This is a genomic window from Pseudohalioglobus sediminis (genome assembly GCF_008370495.1).
Classification (GTDB): domain Bacteria; phylum Pseudomonadota; class Gammaproteobacteria; order Pseudomonadales; family Halieaceae; genus Halioglobus.
In genome coordinates, this window is record NZ_VTUX01000001.1 from 622644 (window position 1) to 639478 (window position 16835).

The window sequence follows — 16835 nt, forward strand, 5'->3', positions numbered from 1 at the left end:
TGCTCAGCCCAACGGACGAAGCTATCTGTAGGAGCGGCTACAGCCGCGATAAGCCGTTCAGCCTGCAGGATGTTCGCGGCTGTAGCCGCTCCTACAGCCGCTCCTACAGTGTCGATTCAGGCAGCACGCATTCTCAGCGCAGGTTGATGCTCATGTTCGGCTGCTTGCTGGTGTCTTCCACGTGGGTCCACTTGGCGGTGATGGTCTTGGTCTCGGTGTAGAAGCGCACCGCCTGCTTGCCATAGGCGTGCAGGTCGCCACGGAAGGAGCCGCGCCAACCGGTGAACGAGAACATCGGCAGCGGCACCGGAATGGGAATGTTGATACCCACCTGGCCCACCAGTATTTCGTGCTGGTACTTGCGTGCCGCGCCACCAGACTGGGTGAAGATAGAGGTGCCGTTACCGACTTCCAGCCGGTTGATCAGCTCTATCGCCTCGTCCAGGGTATCCACGCTCATGCAGCACAGCACGGGGCCAAATATCTCTTCCTTGTAAATGGACATCTCCGGGGTGACGTCGGCGAACAGTGTCGGCCCGACCCAGTTGCCGTCGGGTAAACCTTCCACGCTGCACTCGGAACCGTCGAGCAGGCAGTTCGCCCCCTCTTCCTTGCCCTTGTTGATCAGGCTGATCACACGCTGGTGCGCGGTCCTGGAGATGATCGGGCCATAGGCGGCATTGGCGTCGTTCCACGCACCCGGCTGGGCGGTGGCCATGCGCTCCGCAAGTTCCTCGACCCAGTCCTTTGACTCACCGACAAACACGGCCACGGAGATGGCCATGCAACGTTGCCCGGCGGCACCGGCGGAGGCGCCCACCAGCGCATTGAGAGTCGCGTTCTTGTCCGCATCCGGCATCACCACCATGTGGTTCTTGGCGCCCATCATGCACTGCACGCGCTTGCCGGCGGCGGTGCCGGTGCGATAGATATGCTCGCCCACGCGGGAAGAACCCACGAAGGAGATCGCCTTGATGTCCGGATGATTCAATATCTGGTCCACCTGCTCGGCGCCACCGTGCACCATGTTCAATACGCCCTTGGGGGCGCCGGCTTCAACGAACAACTCCACCAGGCGCACTGGCGTCAGCGGGTCCTGCTCGGAAGGCTTGAGGATGAACGTATTGCCGCAGGCGATGGCCAGCGGGTACATCCACAGGGGAATCATGGCGGGAAAGTTGAACGGGGTGATACCGGCGACCACCCCGATGGGCTGCACGTAGCTGTAGGTGTCGATGCCGTTGGCGACATTTTCCACCGTCTCGCCCATCATGTTGGAACCGGTATTGGCCGCCTGCTCCACCACCTCTATGCCGCGCCAGACATCGCCCTTGGCGTCTTCAAAGGTCTTGCCGGTGTCCTGGGCCAGCAATTCACCCAGCTCGTCATGGTGCTCCTTGAGCAGGTTGCAGTAGCGCATCATCAGGCGACAGCGTTCCATGACCGGCGTGTCCTTCCAGGTTTTGAAGGTCTCCACGGCACAGGCCACTGCAGCGTCCACCTCCTCGCTGGTGGCAAAAGGCACCTCCGCCAGGAGCTGCTGGTTGGCGGGATTGGTCACGGGCATCTTTTCGCTGGCACTGCTGTGCACGAATTCACCGTTGATAAAAAGCGGGACTTGCTTGGTCATGGTTGTCACCTGTCGGTTGAACAAAAATCAGGCACCTAAACTAGCACCGGCCCCGGCAGCTGCACATTGACGAAATTGCTAAGTTTATGGACTATATTGCTATCAGCATTCATTCAAGGGATGATCCCGCAGCATGAGCAAACCCTCACAATGGCCGCTTCCGGACCAGGGCATCCGCTTCCTCACACCCGCCTTTATGGTGGAAAAACTGGCGCGTCACCCCCTGACCAAGGACTGCTACCCCACGGCGATGGGCTACTATCCCGCTGCCAGCGGACACCACATGGTGCGCGAACGCCACGACGACAATCTGTTGCTATATTGCACTGCCGGGGCCGGCCGGCTCACGGCGGGAGACTGGCAGGGAGAGGTCCAACCCGGGCATATCATGCTGCTGCCGCAGGGACTCACCCACGCCTACGAAGCCGCCGCAGGTGACCCGTGGACGCTCTACTGGGTGCACTTCCAGGGCGCCAGTACCGGCGTACTGATGCAATACCTGGGCTATCGCGAGGGGCGCCCGCTGGCGGATGCCGGCGTATCGCCACTGCTTATCGGCGCCTTCACCAGCCTGCTGGAAGTGCGTCGCACCGGGTATTCCACGCGCGCTTTCATCAACGCCGCCAATCACCTGCGCCACCTGGTGACGCAAATGTCGATGGAAATCAGCGCCCATGCCGGGCGCCTGCAATCGGGCTTTGAACTCGATCACGTGCAGGCCTATATGCTGGAACACATTGACCAGCCGGTAACACTGGAGCGACTGGCGGCCGTGGCCAATATGTCCAAGTACCATTTTTCCAATCGCTACAAGCAACTCACCGGGTATTCACCCATCAAACACTTTCTCAATATGAAAATGGAACATGCCTGCCACCTGCTGGACGCCACCGACCTCGGTGTGGGTGAAATCGCCCTGCGCGTGGGCTACGATGACCCCCTGTATTTTTCACGCCTGTTTCGCAAGACCCTGGGCAGTTCGCCGCGCGGCTACCGGGCCTCGCTGCGCAAATAAACCCGCGGCTGTGGACAGGCGCTATAATCAGGCGCAGTAAACGGCGTTCGTTTTTCGCAAACAAGGAGAACAAGATGAAGCACTATCTGAGAACACTCGGCCTGGCGGCTGTGGCCAGCGTGGCACTGGCCGCCAATACGACCTCGGCCGAGGGCCCCGCCATCAAATGGGAGCTCGATGACGCGCTGAAGCAGGTGGATCGCCAGGCCGATGATTTCCAGAGCGCCATGGCGCGCGTGGAAGTCGTGCGTCGCGACCTGGGCGGCACCGAACTGAGCCGTGAAAAAGGCACCATATTCATGGACCGAAAAGGCAAGATACGCCTTGATACCGATGCGCCGTCACCGCGCACCTACCTGGTAGAGAAGAGTACCCTGTACATCCACCACCCGGATGAGAAACGCGTGGAGATTTACTCGCTGTCGCGGCACAAGGACCGCATAGAACCCTTTATGCGTTTAGGCTTCACCGACAGCGGCAAGGACCTGAAAGACGATTACCTGCTGACCTCACTCGGTGAGCGCGATGTGGGCGACAGCCGCACCCTGGGCCTGGAACTGACCCCGGAAAGTGAAAAGGCGCGCGCCGTAATGGGCAAGGCGCAACTGTGGATAGACCAGTCCTCGTGGACGCCGTCACAGCAGGTGTTCACCGCCAGCTCCAGGGGCGAGGAAATCACCCTCACCTTTACGCACGTGGCGCGCAACCTGCAGCTGAACCCCGACCTGTTCAGCACCAAGTGGCCCCGCGGCACCGACAAGCAGAAAATCAAGTAGCGTTGTCACCCGGTGCTGCGACGGCAACCAGAAAGCTGTCGCAGACATCGGGGCGGGTCTCCAGGGGCTCACAGATATCACGCATCTGCTCCCGCAGCGAGGCCAGGGCCTGCTGGCGCGCCTCTTCCTGCGGTGCCTCCCCGGCCCATGCCAGCAGCAGGCGGCTCATTTCCCGCAGCTCGCGTGCCGTGCGTTGATGGATGGCATCGCGCTGCCCGCTTAGTTCCTCCAGCAGCAGACGCGCGGTGCCGCTGATCGCGGCGCCATCTTCCGGCGCGAAGGTCACCAGTGCCTCCAGGTAGTTCACACCCCACTGTTGCCGGGTGGCGGGTCCCTCCGCCGCCTGCCAGGCCTGCTGGTACCACGACATAGCCGATTCCCCGTTACCCAGTTGCGTTTCAAAATACGCAAGATCCGCCATGAAGTAGTAAGGTTGGTCGGACAGCCGGATACCCTCCTCCAGGCTTGCCCGTGCCTGCTCCGGCATCCCCGCGTGGTAATAAGCCTGCCAGATACCGTTCAGTCCCGCGTGCAACTGATAACTGTCGAGCGTCGACCTCACTGCGGTCAACTGCTGCCGCAACCAGGCCTGGGACTCAGGCGCCAGGCCTGCATCAGGCGCCGACGCCGCCAGTGACACCGCGACCCAGCCCTGCAGGGCATCGATCCGGGTCAACACCGGCATGCGGGGGTCGTCGATCACCCCGCGCAGCAGGCCCTGGATCGCTGCAGCCAGCGCATTCTCGTCTCCCATGGACAAGTACTCGACCATGACGTCGCCCGCCATCATGAAACTACCCAGGTTTTCCTGCGCCAGACGCGCGTCCGCCAGCACGCGGTCCACCGTGGCGCGATGCTGCGCGGCCTGGTCCTCATCGCGATCCGCGTCGACCAGCCACGCCTGTACGGCGAGCATCTGCAAGAGGCTTTTCTCCACCGCCAGTTCCGCCGGACAGGACGCCGCCAGCAGGGGGGCGACCTGCTCCAGGGTTTCATCGCCCAGTGCATGGCCGCGATCCTGCCACCAGGAATAGTACGCCAGCAGCTTCCAGTCTGCCGCGGATAACGATTTGCCCTCGCTAAGGTCCTCCAGCAGCGTCGCCACCGGGCGCATCGCATTCAGAGCCAGGTCGAGGACCCCGACATACTGCTGGATATTCATCCCGCCCGGAATCCGGGTGAGCTCGGTGCCGGCGGTATCGAAGATGATCACGGTGGGATAGCCCATGACCGAGAAGCGCTCCGCATACTGCTGTGCGCGTTCGCTGTCGCCATCGAGATACACCATGATGAACTGCCGGGACTGGCGAATGAACTCGGGCCGCTGGAAAATGGTGGCCTTCAGTTCGTGACAGGGCGGACACCACTCGGCGCCCCAGTAGAGGAACAGCGGCTTGCCCTCGCGCGCAGCCGCGGCAAAGGCCTCTTCCACGCTGCCGTCGATCCAGTCGATCGTGGCCGGCTGCTCCCTGTCCATCTCCGCCTCGACCACAGCGTGCTCGCGCTCACCGCTGCAGGCGGTCAAAACCAGCACCGCCAGCCACAGCTTCGCAATCCTGATCAATGCACTGCCTTGCACATCGGCTACCCAACTAGCGCGTCGCAGACGACGCTGAAGCCACCATAATATATGGCGACGGCACAAAGGAAAGCGCGGGCATGCACCAACCCTGATACCGGGTACCGTGGTGAAGCCGGCATAACGGGCTCGCAATGCTGTCCTCAATCACCGGAGTCATCGCCCCTCGTGCGTGCGCGGCGGTGCCAGAGCAGGTAAGTCACCGGCAGTACCAGCAGTGTGAGCAGCACGGCGGTAACCATACCGCCCACCACGGGAGCGGCCAGACGACTCATCACCTCGGACCCCGTCCCGCTGCCCAGCAGCACCGGCAGCAGACCGATAATAGTCGCGCTGGCGGTCATCACCACGGGCCTGACCCGCTTGCTGGCCCCCTCGACAATGGCCGACGCCAGGTCACCGGTGTCGTCGTCGAACGAGGCTGCCGCCTGCTCCAGGTAGACCAGCATGATGACCCCGGTTTCCACGGCCACCCCGGCCAGGGCGATCATGCCCACCCCGGCGGCCACCGACAGATTGTAGCCCAGGATATACATCAGCCAGAGACTGCCGACGAGCGCCAGGGGCAGTGAAGCCACCAGTAGCAACACCGGTTCCCAGCGCCGAAAAGCCAGATATAAAAGCACCACGATAATCATCAGCGTTAGCGGCACCACGTAGGCCAGGCGCTGCTTGGCACGTTCCATATACTCAAACTGGCCGGACCAGGCGATGGAGTAGCCCGGGGGTAACTCGACCTGCCGCGCCACGGCCGCCCTGGCGCTGTCTACGTAGCGCCCCAGGTCGACCCCGTCGATATCCACGAAGGTCCAGCCGTTGATACGCGCGTTTTCACTCTTGATCCCCGGCGGACCTGACTCCACACGTATGTCGGCCACATCACCCAGGGCCAGCCGCGCACCTGCGGGCGTCACGATGGGCAACAGTGCCAGTTGCTCGGGTGAATCCCGGTACTGATGCGGATACCGCAGGTTGACCGGGTAGCGTTCCAGCCCCTCGATGGTGTTGGTCACATTCATGCCGCCCACGGCCATCGCCACCACCTGCTGCACATCCGCTACACTGAGGCCGTAGCGGGCCGCACGCACGCGCTCTATGTCAACCACGATATAGCGCCCACCCGCCACGCGCTCTGAGTAGACCGAGGCCGTGCCCGGCACAGCGGCCAGCACCTCCTCCAGGCGCTGGCCGATGCCTTCAATCACCGCCAGGTCGGGGCCCGCCACTTTCACGCCCACCGGGGTCTTGATCCCGGTGGCGAGCATATCGATACGCGTCTTGATCGGCATCACCCAGGCATTGGTGAGCCCGGGCACCTGCACACGCTGCTCCAGTTCCCGTCGCAGTTCCTCGGGGCCGATACCGTCGCGCCACTGGTCGCGGGGCTTGAATTGTATGAACGTCTCGATCATGGTCAGCGGCGCCGGGTCCGTGGCGGTCTCGGCGCGCCCGACCTTGCCAAATACGCTCTCCACTTCCGGCACCGTGCGAATCAGCTTGTTGGTCTGCTGCAGCAGCTCGCGCGCCTTGCCTATGGATATACCGGGATAGGTGGTGGGCATATACATCAGGTCACCCTCGTCCAGTGGTGGAATGAACTCACTGCCGATGCGCGACAGCGGCCACAGCCCACTGAGCAGCGCCAGCACGGCAAGTGCCAGGGTCAGCCGCGGTGCCCGCAGTGCAGCCTCAAGGGTGGGTCGGAACACGGCCAGCAAGGCCCGACTGCCGGGATTGTCCCGCTCGGAGCGAATACGGCCGCGGATGAAGTAGCCCATCAACACCGGCACCAGGGTGACCGCCAGGGCTGCCGCCGAGGCCATGGCGTAGGTCTTGGTGAAGGCCAGCGGCGAAAACATGCGCCCCTCCTGGGCCTGCAAGGTGAACACCGGCAGGAAGCTGACGGTAATAATCAACAGGCTGAAAAACAGTGCCGGCCCCACCTCCACCGCCGCCTCGGAGACGATCGCCCAGCGGTCGCGCTCGGCAGCGCCGGGGCGTTCGAGGTGTCGATGCAGGTTTTCTACCATGACGATCGCGCCGTCGATCATCGCGCCGATGGCAATGGCAATGCCGCCCAGGGACATGATATTGGCGTTCAGCCCCTGCAGGTGCATGACCACGAAAGCGGCGAGAATGCCGATGGGCAGGCTCACGATCGCGACCAGCGAACTGCGCACATGGAACAGGAACAGCAGGCAGATCAGCGCAACCAGCAGCAGTTCCTCCCCTACTTTTCGCCACAGGTTGGCCACGGCGCGGTCGATCAGGCCCGAGCGGTCGTACACCGTGACCACCTCCACGCCTGCGGGCAGGCTGGCCCTGAGCTGGGCCAGTCGCTGGCGAACGCCATCGATAGTCTGGCGCGCATTCTCACCGTAGCGCATGACGACAATCCCACCGACAGCCTCGCCCTCGCCATTCAGGTCGGCGACGCCGCGGCGCATTTGCGGGCCCGTGGTGATGTCGGCAATATCACCGAGTAGCAGCGGCGTACCCTGCGCGTTAGCCCCCAGGGTCACGCTGGACAGATCGTCGAGACCGCGCAGGTAGCCAGACGTGCGCACCATATACTCGGCCTCGGCCATCTCGATCACGGAGGCACCGACCTCCTGGTTGGCCCTGCGAATGGCCGCGGCCACCTGTGCAAGTGGCAAGCCATAGGCGCGCAAGCGGTCGGGGTTCACTCGCACCTGGTACTGCCGCACCATGCCGCCGACCGTGGCGACCTCTGCAACACCGGGCACCGATTGCAGTTCGTATTTCAGAAACCAGTCCTGCAGGCTGCGCAGTTCACTGAGGTCGTGTCGGCCACTGCGATCGACCAGGGAGTAAATGTACACCCAGCCCACCCCGGTCGCGTCGGGCCCCAGTTGCGGCCGCGCGCTCTCGGGCAGCGATGGCGCCACCTGGCTCAGGTACTCCAATACCCTGGAGCGGGCCCAGTACATATCGGTATCGTCATCGAAGATGACGTAGACATAGGAATCACCGAAAAACGAGAAACCGCGCACCGTGACGGCGCCCGGCACGGACAACATGGCCGTGGTCAGCGGATAGGTCACCTGGTCCTCCACGACCTGCGGCGCCTGCCCGGGATAGCTGGTTTTCACGATCACCTGCACATCCGAAAGGTCCGGAATTGCATCCACCGGTGTGTGACGCACCGAGTAGAGTCCGGCGGCCACCAGCACCAGCGTGGCCAGCAGGACCAGAAAGCGGTTGTGGATCGACCAGCGTATGAGGCCGGCTATCATGGCTCACCCTCCCCGGCTTCGTGAACACGGGTCAGCACAAACTCGCCATCCTCAATCACGAAGGTGAATTCCACCTCGCCACCCTGTGGCAGGCGGGCGAGATCAACCGCAGCGTCGACGATGAAGGTCACCCGCGCGGGGGGCCGACGCCACTTGGCGATCGCACCACGATCGATGGTCACCAACCGCCGGTCAGCCGCCATCTCGACCACGGTGCCCGAGACCCGGGCGCTCTGGGGTGGCTTTTGCGGCGCATCCCCCATGCGCTGCAGCGCCGCCTGGCGACTCGACTCGGAATCGATCAGGAACTGCGCTGAGGTCACCACTCGATCTCCCGCGTCCAGCCCGGAAAGCACTTCGTAGTGGCGCGCGCCCAGGCGGCCCAGCCTGACCGGCACGGAGCGGTAGCGGCCGCCGCCCAGGTCCCGCACGACCCGGTCGCGATCCCCAAGGCGAATTACCGCCTCGCGGGGCACCAGCAGGGTCGGCGTGCCCGGGTCGGTTTCGATCACCACCTGGGCGAACATATTGGGCCGCAGCTCCCGCTGTGGATTGGGAAAGCGCAGCCGCACGCGCAGCGTGCGCGTGCCCTCGTCCAGTGACGGGTACAGGTAGTCCACCCGCCCGCGCCACCGACGCCCCGGCAGGAAATCCAGTGTCATGGTCACCGGTTGCCCGACCGCCACCTGGTCAACCTGGCGCTCGAACACCTCGGCCTCCACCCAGACCTCGTCCAGGGCGCCAATCGACATCAGCGTGGTCGATGGACCGACAAAGAAGCCCTCGCGGATGTTCAGGTTGTCGATGACGCCGTCCTGGGGCGCCCGGAAAGTCACCGTCTGGCGGACCTGGCCATCGCGCTTGAGCGCCGCGATCGTTTCCGGCGCCACCTGCAGCGCGCGCAAACGGTCCTCGGCCGCCTTCAGCAGCACCGTATTACTGCGCCTCAGCGCCAGTACGAGTTCCTCCTGCGCGGCCACCAGCTGGGGCGAATACAGCTCGTATAGCGGCTGGTCCCTGCTCACCGGGTCACCGCTGGCCTTGACGAACAAACGCTCTATCCAGCCCTCCACCCTGGGGTGGATGTGGATGAGCCGGTCCTCGTCGTAACGCACGTAACCCACCGTGCGAATCTCGCCCGCCAACGGCGCCTCGCGCACTTTGACGCTGCGCACACCGAGGTTGTTCACCACTTCGGGGGCGATCGACACGGTGCCCGGCGACACGATTCCCGGCGACACGGGTCCCGCCGCGTCATTGGCATACACCGGCACCAGGTCCATCCCCATTGGCGACTTGCCCGGACCATCCCGCCGATAGCTGGGATCCATGGGGGCAACCCAATACAGCGGCTCGCCGCCACTGCCGTCGGTGTCGTGCTGGCCACCGCCATCGCCAGGCGCGTGGCCGGGCCACAGCCACACCGCGCCGCCCCCGATTGCCGCCCCAACGGCCAGCACGGCGAATTGCTTCACGAAAATGTTCATGTCTCCGCTCCTGCGCCAGCCATCAGGTAATTGAGCTGACTGATACTCATCAACCTCTGCACCTCGATGTCCAGAGCCTCGATATTGGCATTGAGTTCGGCGATGCGGGCGCGCACCACCTCCGCGAAGTCACCGTCATCGTTGGTGTATGCCGAAAGGGATGCCTCGGCCTGCTCGCGCATCTCGCGCAGTAAGCGCCCCCGGTAAAGCTGCCGGCGCTCCTCCAGTACGGCCAGGCGCTTGCGCTCGGTCTCGAAGCTGGCGTAGAGGCGTCGCAACAACAGGGTTCGCTCCGTGCGCAGGGCCTCGGTCGACGCGACCGCGGAGCGCACGTTCTGGTCCTGGCGCTTTTCAGTGAACAGCGGCATGTCCAGAGCAAGCCCTACGGAAAAGAAATCCGCGCGGTCCCCGTGCAGCGGGTCGTCGTCGCGATAGCCGTAACTGGCATCCACGCGCCACTGCGGTCGGTAACCCTGCTCGGCGATGGCAATCCCGGTCGCGCTGGCCGCTACCCGCGCGTCGACAGCGAGCACCGACGGGTGGCCACTCAGCAGTCGCCCCAGGCTGTTCGCATCCAGCGACTCGGGCTTGATCGCCCCCTCGGGCAGCGCGATGTCCGGGCGCTCGGCCATCGCAAAACTCAACGCCGGACCCTGCTCGAGCGGCGACACCCACTGCAGCAGGCGCGACAGCGAGATTTGCTGCTGTTCATTCAGGCGCGAGAGCCGTTCGTCCAGACGCGTCAATTCCAGTTGCGCGCGTATGAGGTCCTGCTGCCGGGTGCGACCCAGGGCCGATGTATAACTGGCCTCGACCACCTCCAGCAGTTGCTCGAACAGGTCACGGTCGCGCTCGATAAGCGCAATGGACGCGCTGGCCCTGTACGCCAGCAACCACTCACGGGTGACCTCCAGCGCAATCCGCGCCCGACGGTCAGCGCGCTGGTGAGGCTGCGCTGAGCCCAGGTGCCGGAATCTTTCGGCACTCAACGCCCGACTGTCGCCGCGTGGAAAAACCTGCGACACACCCACCTTGAACTGGGTCATGGGTTCCTGGTCGAAATCTAAAGTGTCTGTGGGCAGGTTGGCGAAGCCCACACTGAGCATCGGATCCGGCAGGCTCGATGACGCGGTGCCATTCGCAAGCAGCGCCCGTTCGCGCAGTTCGCTACCGGCAAGCCAGGGGTCCTGCGACTGGGCACTGGCGATTGCAGCCGACAGCTCCAGCGCCGCCTGGGCGGGCGCCAGCGGCAAGGTGCCGATGGCGGCGCCGAGCGCTATGCGGCGCAGCAGCACAAAAAAAGTCTTCATGTTTTACCGTCCTCTACAGGGCATGCCGCGCCGTCAAAACACGAAGGCAGTGACAATTACCCGGGGAAAATTAGCCTTGCAGTGCGCGCGCGTGAGTACGGCGGGCGCACCTGTCCTGTGTCAGGCCAGGGCCGGGGGACGATAGGGAGTGGAAAGCGTGCCGGTGAGGTGTGGCGAGGGTGCCGCAGTCAGTTCCGGGCGCAATGGCTGCCCGGCCACCGCCAGTGCGGTCTGCAGAAGTGCCACCAGGGAAACACAGCCGCCCTGGCTGCAGTAGCCGCCGTCACAGCAGCTTGTTGCCGTGGCGCTGTCGTCGACAGCGTGTCCGGCGTGAAGCGTCTCAGCCGCAGTGGCGGCATCATGGTGGGCATGGTGAGACATCTCTGGCTGATTCACCGGAGTTGATGTCGTGCACGGCATGGATACACCCGTGACGCCCTGCAAGCACAGGGTCAAAGCACAAATCAGCGCCAGTGATTTCACTGCGATCCGGGACACTCGAAGCTTCCAGTGATACGACTCTTCAAGCATACACCCTGCAGTTGGGTGCAGGTCAAGTTCAGGCAGGCATAAAAAAAGGGCGGGTAAAAACCCGCCCTTCCTGTTTACACCTAGTGAACTCAGCCGAACTGGTTCATGGTGTTGTCTTTACCACCGGCCTTCAGCGCGGCTTCACCGGCGAAGTATTCCTTGTGGTCGTCACCCATGTCAGAGCCCGCCATGTTCTGGTGCTTGACGCAGGCGATACCCTGGCGGATTTCCTTGCGCTGAACACCTTCTACGTAGCCCAGCATGCCGGCATCACCGAAGTACTCCTTGGCCAGGTTGTCAGTAGACAGGGCCGCGGTGTGGTAAGTCGGCAGGGTGATCAGGTGGTGGAAGATACCCGCTTCGCGCGCAGCGTCAGCCTGGAAGGTGCGAATGCGGTTGTCCGCCTCGGCAGCCAGGTCGCTCTCATCGTATTCAACGCTCATCAGGTTAGCGCGATCGTAGGCAGAAACGTCCTTGCCTTCTTCACTCCATGCGTCGAATACCTGCTGGCGGAAGTTCAGTGTCCAGTTGAAGGACGGGCTGTTGTTGTAAACCAGCTTGGCATTGGGGATGACTTCGCGGATGCGGTTTACCATGCCGCCGATCTGGCCGACGTGGGGCTTCTCGGTTTCGATCCACAGCAGGTCTGCACCGTTCTGCAGCGAAGTGATGCAATCCAGCACGCAGCGGTCTTCGCCTGTACCCTTGCGGAACTGGAACAGGTTGGAAGGCAGGCGCTTGGGACGCAGCAGCTTGCCGTCGCGGTTCAGTACCACGTCGCCGTTGTTCATGTCGGCCAGGTCTACTTCTTCGCAATCCAGGAAGCTGTTGTACTGGTCGCCCAGATCGCCCGGCTCGTGAGTCACGGCGATCTGCTTGGTCAGGCCAGCACCCAGGGAGTCGGTACGCGCCACGATGACGCCATCGTCCACGCCCAGCTCAAGGAAGGCGTAACGTACGGCGCGGATCTTGGCGAGGAAGTCTTCGTGCGGCACGGTCACTTTGCCGTCCTGGTGGCCACACTGCTTCTCGTCAGACACCTGGTTTTCGATCTGGATGGCACAGGCACCGGCTTCGATCATCTTCTTGGCCAGCAGGTAAGTCGCTTCCGCGTTACCGAAACCGGCGTCGATGTCAGCGATGATGGGTACCACGTGGGTCTGGAAGTTGTCGATCTGGTTCTGCACGTCCTGGGCCTTGACTTCGTCACCGGCTTCACGGGCATCGTCCAGGGCGCGGAACAGGCCGCCCAGCTCACGGGCATCTGCCTGGCGCAGGAAGGTGTACAACTCTTCAATCAGGCCGGGTACGGAAGTCTTCTCGTGCATGGACTGGTCAGGCAGCGGGCCGAATTCGCTGCGCAGGGCGGCAATCATCCAGCCGGAGAGGTACAGGTACTTCTTGTTGGTGTTGCCGAAGTGCTTTTTGATGGCGATCAGCTTCTGTTGGCCAATAAAGCCGTGCCAGCAACCCAGCGACTGCGTGTATTGGCTGGTGTCAGCGTCATACTCGGCCATGTCCTTGCGCATGATGCCTGCGGTGTAGCGGGCGATATCCAGGCCGGTCTTGAAGCGGTTCTGGAGGCGCATGCGGGCGGCGTATTCGGGGCTGATAGCATCCCAGGCGCTGCCGTTCTTTTCGCGCAGCTGGGCGATATCGGAGATGTCATTCTGGTATGTGGACATGATCCTACCTCTGATTGTGTGGGGACGAAAATGCCAGGCGACGCGGGGGTCGGCCAGTCAGTGAGGCGAATATTAGTCCTCGCGGGGGCATAAATGAAATAAATGGCAAAGATATTTGGTATTCATCAGAGCAATCCATAAATCTACCGAACTGCGCTTCCGCCGGCCCGGCGCGCGGATAGCCCGGACCTCCCGGAAACCGCAACAGCGGCTTCCTGCCAGTTTGGCCTCCCGGAGCGCCGGCCGGCCCATCCATGTGCTCGGACATTTCCAGGAGGTCCGGGCTACCCACACGCCTGCAATGGCGCCTTGACCCAGCGCACAATTGGCGGGCCAGAATCGAACTTGCTGATCACTTCGATAGAGGCCCTGTGCCGGGGTAGGCTGCGGGAATAATCAGGCCACCGCTTTTTGCGCAGGCGCGTTCGCCGGGGTTTTCTGCCGTGGATGTCCGAGGCCGCCTAGCGGTTGCGAACAGCAACCGCTGCCGAGTTACGCGGCAGCCGGCGTAAGCGCCGGAGCTTGTGGCCGTTCCCGCGGCCTACCCCGGCGCAGGGCCGGCTCATCTAAAACCGCAGCCGCAGAAACCTGCACCCACTCCCGCAACATACCCGGCGCAGGGCCGGCGCATTGGGAGCAACAACCAGTGCAATCAAGCCGCCAGCAAAGACTCCTTCAACTCCCGCTTGAGCAGCTTGTTGGTCGCGTTGCGCGGCAGTGGCTGCTCGGAGAAAAATACTCGAGTAGGGACTTTGTAAGGCGCCAGGCGTGCGCGGGCGAATTCGACGAGTTCCTCCTCGGACAGCTCCGCGCCGGGATGCAGGTGCACCACCACGGCGACCTCCTCGCCCCAGCGCTCGTGCGGCAGGCCCAGGGCCGCCACTTCCTTGACGGCATCGTGTTCCAGTAGCTCGTTCTCGATCTCTGCCGGGTAGATGTTCTCACCCCCGCGGATAATCATGTCCTTAACACGGTCCGCCAGGCACAGGAAGCCGTCCTCGTCGAGGTAGCCCACGTCGCCGGTTTTCAGCCAGCCATCGCGAAAGTCCGACGCATTGGCATCGGGACGATTCCAGTACTCTCGAATGTTGGCCACGCTGCGCACCCATATCTCGCCGGTCTGGCCCTGGGGCACTTCCTCGCCCGCGTCGTCGCAAATACGGATATCCACAATCGGGTGCGGGAAGCCGGCCGTGCCGCGCTTCTCATGAAATGCCTTACCGGTAAGCGAGGCACCTTGGGCGTTGGTCTCGGTCATGCCATAACCGGTGCCACTGAAATTGGCCGGCACCTTCTCGCGTAACAAGGCGCCCACCCGGGGCGGCGTGGCGGCGCCGCCAAGTCCAACCGAAAACAGGCTGCTGGTGTCGGCGGTGTCAAATCCGGGCGACTCCAGCAGGTCGAGCACCATGGAGGGTGCCGCTGCCACAGTGGTAATGCGCTCCTCTTCGATATAGCGCAGCGCCCTGTCCACGTCCCACTTGTACATCATCACGATGCGACGGCCGCCGCGCAGGTTGAGCAGGAACTGGGCATGGCAGCCGCTAACGTGAAACAGCGGCACCGCCAATAGCGAGGTGGGTTCGTTGCCCGCCTCCAGCATGCGGGTAATCAAGTCACCATTAGTCATGGCAGCCGCGATGGCCGCACACTCCATGTTGTAGATCGCCTGACAGATCGCGCGGTGGGTGGACACCGCGCCCTTGGGTTTGCCGCTGGTACCGGAGGTGTACATGATCAGGGCGATGTCTTCCGCGTCGATATCCACCGGGTCAGGTGACTTGCCGGCAAAATCTGCCACAAATCGCGCGAGGCTATCCGGGTTTTCGGCATCAGTGGGGCGCGCCACCAGTGTGCGTATGCCCTTGTCCTTCATCATCTGCGCCACACCGTCGTAACGCTGCTGGTCACAAATCACCAGAGTGGCACCGGCATCTTCCACCGTATAGGCGATATCGGCAGGCTGCCCCCAACTGTTCACCGGCACCACCACGGCACCGATGGCGGTAATGGCAATAAACGCGGCCATCCACTCGGGATAGTTGCGCATCGCCAGCGCCACCCTGTCGCCCTTGCCGATGCCCGCTGCCTGCAGTGCGGCGCCCATGGCGTCGGCCTCATCCATAAGCTGGTTGAAACTGCGCCGCTCCCCCTCGTAGATCAGGAATTCACGATCACCGTGATTCCGCCCCGCGGCAAGGGCCTCGCGCAGGTTGGCCGGTGCGTCTTTGTAATAGCGGCCGCCATCTTCTCCGGTGATCACCTGGTAGGGCGCCCCCTCCCCCGTCAGTTGTGCGATTGCCGCGTCGAATTCCTGTTTCAGGCCAGTCATGAGGATTCCCCCGGAAGCTGAGTGTTATTGCATTGTAGTCGCGCCGAAAGAGCGCGACATCAGCAGGATTTTGCATATGAGACTGGCGCGATTTTGCACCAAATGGGCGCGCTTGCCCACGTATGCCCCTCGGTTAGAATGTGTACAGTTCAGGAGTTCATCCCATGGCAGACACAATCCCGCTGCGCCACGCTCAATCGCTGCTTCGCATGGCACCCATGGACGCGGCAGAACTGCGCCGGGAACTGCAGGCACTGAACCTGCCGCTGGTGCTGCTGGAGGAATCCGCCCGGTCGGACGCCCGCATCTCCGCGGAAGACTATGGCCGCCTGTTCATGCGACTGGTACATCATATACAGGATCAACTGCCTGCCACCCGGGACGACGCAGACGCCATTCGCAGTTTCAGCGCTTACCGCATGATGTTCCAGGCCATGCTGCATTCCCGCGACCTCGGCGAGGCCTTACAGCGGGCGGCAATCTACTTTCGCCGACTGCAATCCTCGGGCGAACGCTTTGCGATCGAACCCGCAGGTGAGCAGGTGGTATGCCGCTTTGTATTCGATGAGGCGAGCGAGCGGGCACTGGCTGCACCGGAAAATTTCGACATGGAGCAGTTGCACTGGCTACCCGGGCTTACCGGACGCATCCTGTCCATGGCCAACTGGCACCGGGTTTGTGGCTGGTTCACCGGGTGTTACATCGACATCGACGCGATTGAGATGACACAGGCCGCGGACGCAACCAACGCTTACCAGCAAATTTTCGGGCAACCGATACAGTTTGGCGCCAGCCGTAACGCACTTATCTTCAACCGGCGCTATCTGTCCTTTCCCATCGTCCAGAGCGAGGCGTCGCTGGAAGCGATGCTGGCCACCTACCCCGCCGAGCTGTTTCGCATCCGTGCCGGGGAGAGCAGCCTGTCCCAGCGTATTCGCAATCTCATCGGCAGCGATTTCAGCCGCCCACTGCCAGGCCTGCAGGACATGGCTGAGCGGCTCACTATGACCACGCCAACGCTGCACCGCCGGCTGCGTGAGGAAGACACCTCATACCAGCAGTTAAAGGATCAGTGTCGTCGCGAGGCCGCCGAGCGTTACCTTGACAGCGACGACCACACCGCGGCCGAACTGTCAGAACTGCTGGGGTTCTCGGACGCCAGCACCTTCCATCGCGCCTTCAAGAAATGGACCGGGATGACCCCGCAGGAATACCGCGACCAGCGCGGGTAAT

General features: G+C 62.9%; 11 protein-coding genes. 3 read left to right on the forward strand and 8 right to left on the reverse strand.

The window, feature by feature from the left end:
• Window positions 1-133: 133 nt before the first annotated feature.
• Window positions 134-1630, reverse strand: a complete 1497-nt coding sequence (locus tag F0M18_RS02690) for a CoA-acylating methylmalonate-semialdehyde dehydrogenase (protein WP_149609825.1) — start codon at window positions 1628-1630, stop codon at window positions 134-136.
• A gap of 133 nt (window positions 1631-1763) precedes the next feature.
• On the opposite strand from F0M18_RS02690, the gene F0M18_RS02695 reads away from it, so the two are divergent.
• The gene (locus F0M18_RS02695; protein ID WP_149609826.1) at window positions 1764-2645 is read left to right on the forward strand and encodes an AraC family transcriptional regulator; all 882 of its coding nucleotides are present in this window, start codon (window positions 1764-1766) and stop codon (window positions 2643-2645) included.
• 74 nt (window positions 2646-2719) lie between these two features.
• Window positions 2720-3421 carry a LolA family protein gene (locus F0M18_RS02700; RefSeq protein WP_149609827.1) on the forward strand — a complete coding sequence of 234 codons (702 nt, stop codon included), beginning with the start codon at window positions 2720-2722 and terminating at the stop codon, window positions 3419-3421.
• Here F0M18_RS02700 and F0M18_RS02705 read toward each other — a convergent pair.
• The 7 genes from F0M18_RS02705 to F0M18_RS02735 form a co-directional block, all read right to left on the reverse strand.
• Entirely contained in the window at window positions 3414-4985 is a 1572-nt protein-coding gene (locus tag F0M18_RS02705) for a thioredoxin family protein (RefSeq protein WP_149609828.1), read from the reverse strand. The genes F0M18_RS02700 and F0M18_RS02705 overlap by 8 nt on opposite strands.
• Window positions 4986-5143: 158 nt before the next feature.
• On the reverse strand, window positions 5144-8257 hold the full coding sequence (locus tag F0M18_RS02710) for an efflux RND transporter permease subunit (protein ID WP_149609829.1): 3114 nt from the start codon (window positions 8255-8257) through the stop codon (window positions 5144-5146).
• Window positions 8254-9744: an efflux RND transporter periplasmic adaptor subunit gene (locus F0M18_RS02715; protein WP_149609830.1), complete on the reverse strand. Its 1491-nt coding sequence runs from the start codon at window positions 9742-9744 to the stop codon at window positions 8254-8256. Before F0M18_RS02715 ends, F0M18_RS02710 begins: the two co-directional genes overlap by 4 nt.
• The gene (locus F0M18_RS02720; protein WP_223177890.1) at window positions 9741-11054 is read right to left on the reverse strand and encodes a TolC family protein; all 1314 of its coding nucleotides are present in this window, start codon (window positions 11052-11054) and stop codon (window positions 9741-9743) included. The genes F0M18_RS02715 and F0M18_RS02720 overlap by 4 nt, the downstream gene beginning before the upstream one ends.
• A gap of 120 nt (window positions 11055-11174) precedes the next feature.
• Entirely contained in the window at window positions 11175-11552 is a 378-nt protein-coding gene (locus F0M18_RS02725; RefSeq protein WP_149609831.1) for a hypothetical protein, read from the reverse strand.
• Window positions 11553-11674: 122 nt separating this feature from the next.
• On the reverse strand, window positions 11675-13270 hold the full coding sequence (locus F0M18_RS02730; RefSeq protein WP_149609832.1) for an isocitrate lyase: 1596 nt from the start codon (window positions 13268-13270) through the stop codon (window positions 11675-11677).
• A gap of 652 nt (window positions 13271-13922) precedes the next feature.
• Window positions 13923-15602 (reverse strand): class I adenylate-forming enzyme family protein, encoded by a 1680-nt coding sequence (locus F0M18_RS02735; RefSeq protein WP_149609833.1) that lies wholly within the window; start codon window positions 15600-15602, stop codon window positions 13923-13925.
• A 164-nt stretch (window positions 15603-15766) separates the two neighbouring features.
• Between F0M18_RS02735 and F0M18_RS02740 the strand changes: the two genes are divergently transcribed.
• On the forward strand, window positions 15767-16834 hold the full coding sequence (locus F0M18_RS02740) for an AraC family transcriptional regulator (RefSeq protein ID WP_149609834.1): 1068 nt from the start codon (window positions 15767-15769) through the stop codon (window positions 16832-16834).
• Window position 16835: the final 1 nt, after the last annotated feature.

Excerpts from the sequence above, each read along its gene's own strand:
- F0M18_RS02700 (WP_149609827.1), top strand. The coding sequence starts at position 2,720 with ATGAAGCACTATCTGAGAACACTCGGCCTGGCGGCTGTGGCCAGCGTG.
- F0M18_RS02730 (WP_149609832.1), bottom strand. The coding sequence starts at position 13,270 with ATGTCCACATACCAGAATGACATCTCCGATATCGCCCAGCTGCGCGAA.
- F0M18_RS02740 (WP_149609834.1), top strand. The coding sequence starts at position 15,767 with ATGGCAGACACAATCCCGCTGCGCCACGCTCAATCGCTGCTTCGCATG.
- F0M18_RS02735 (WP_149609833.1), bottom strand. The coding sequence starts at position 15,602 with ATGACTGGCCTGAAACAGGAATTCGACGCGGCAATCGCACAACTGACG.
- F0M18_RS02695 (WP_149609826.1), top strand. The coding sequence starts at position 1,764 with ATGAGCAAACCCTCACAATGGCCGCTTCCGGACCAGGGCATCCGCTTC.
- F0M18_RS02690 (WP_149609825.1), bottom strand. The coding sequence starts at position 1,630 with ATGACCAAGCAAGTCCCGCTTTTTATCAACGGTGAATTCGTGCACAGC.
- F0M18_RS02710 (WP_149609829.1), bottom strand. The coding sequence starts at position 8,257 with ATGATAGCCGGCCTCATACGCTGGTCGATCCACAACCGCTTTCTGGTC.
- F0M18_RS02720 (WP_223177890.1), bottom strand. The coding sequence starts at position 11,054 with ATGAAGACTTTTTTTGTGCTGCTGCGCCGCATAGCGCTCGGCGCCGCC.
- F0M18_RS02715 (WP_149609830.1), bottom strand. The coding sequence starts at position 9,744 with ATGAACATTTTCGTGAAGCAATTCGCCGTGCTGGCCGTTGGGGCGGCA.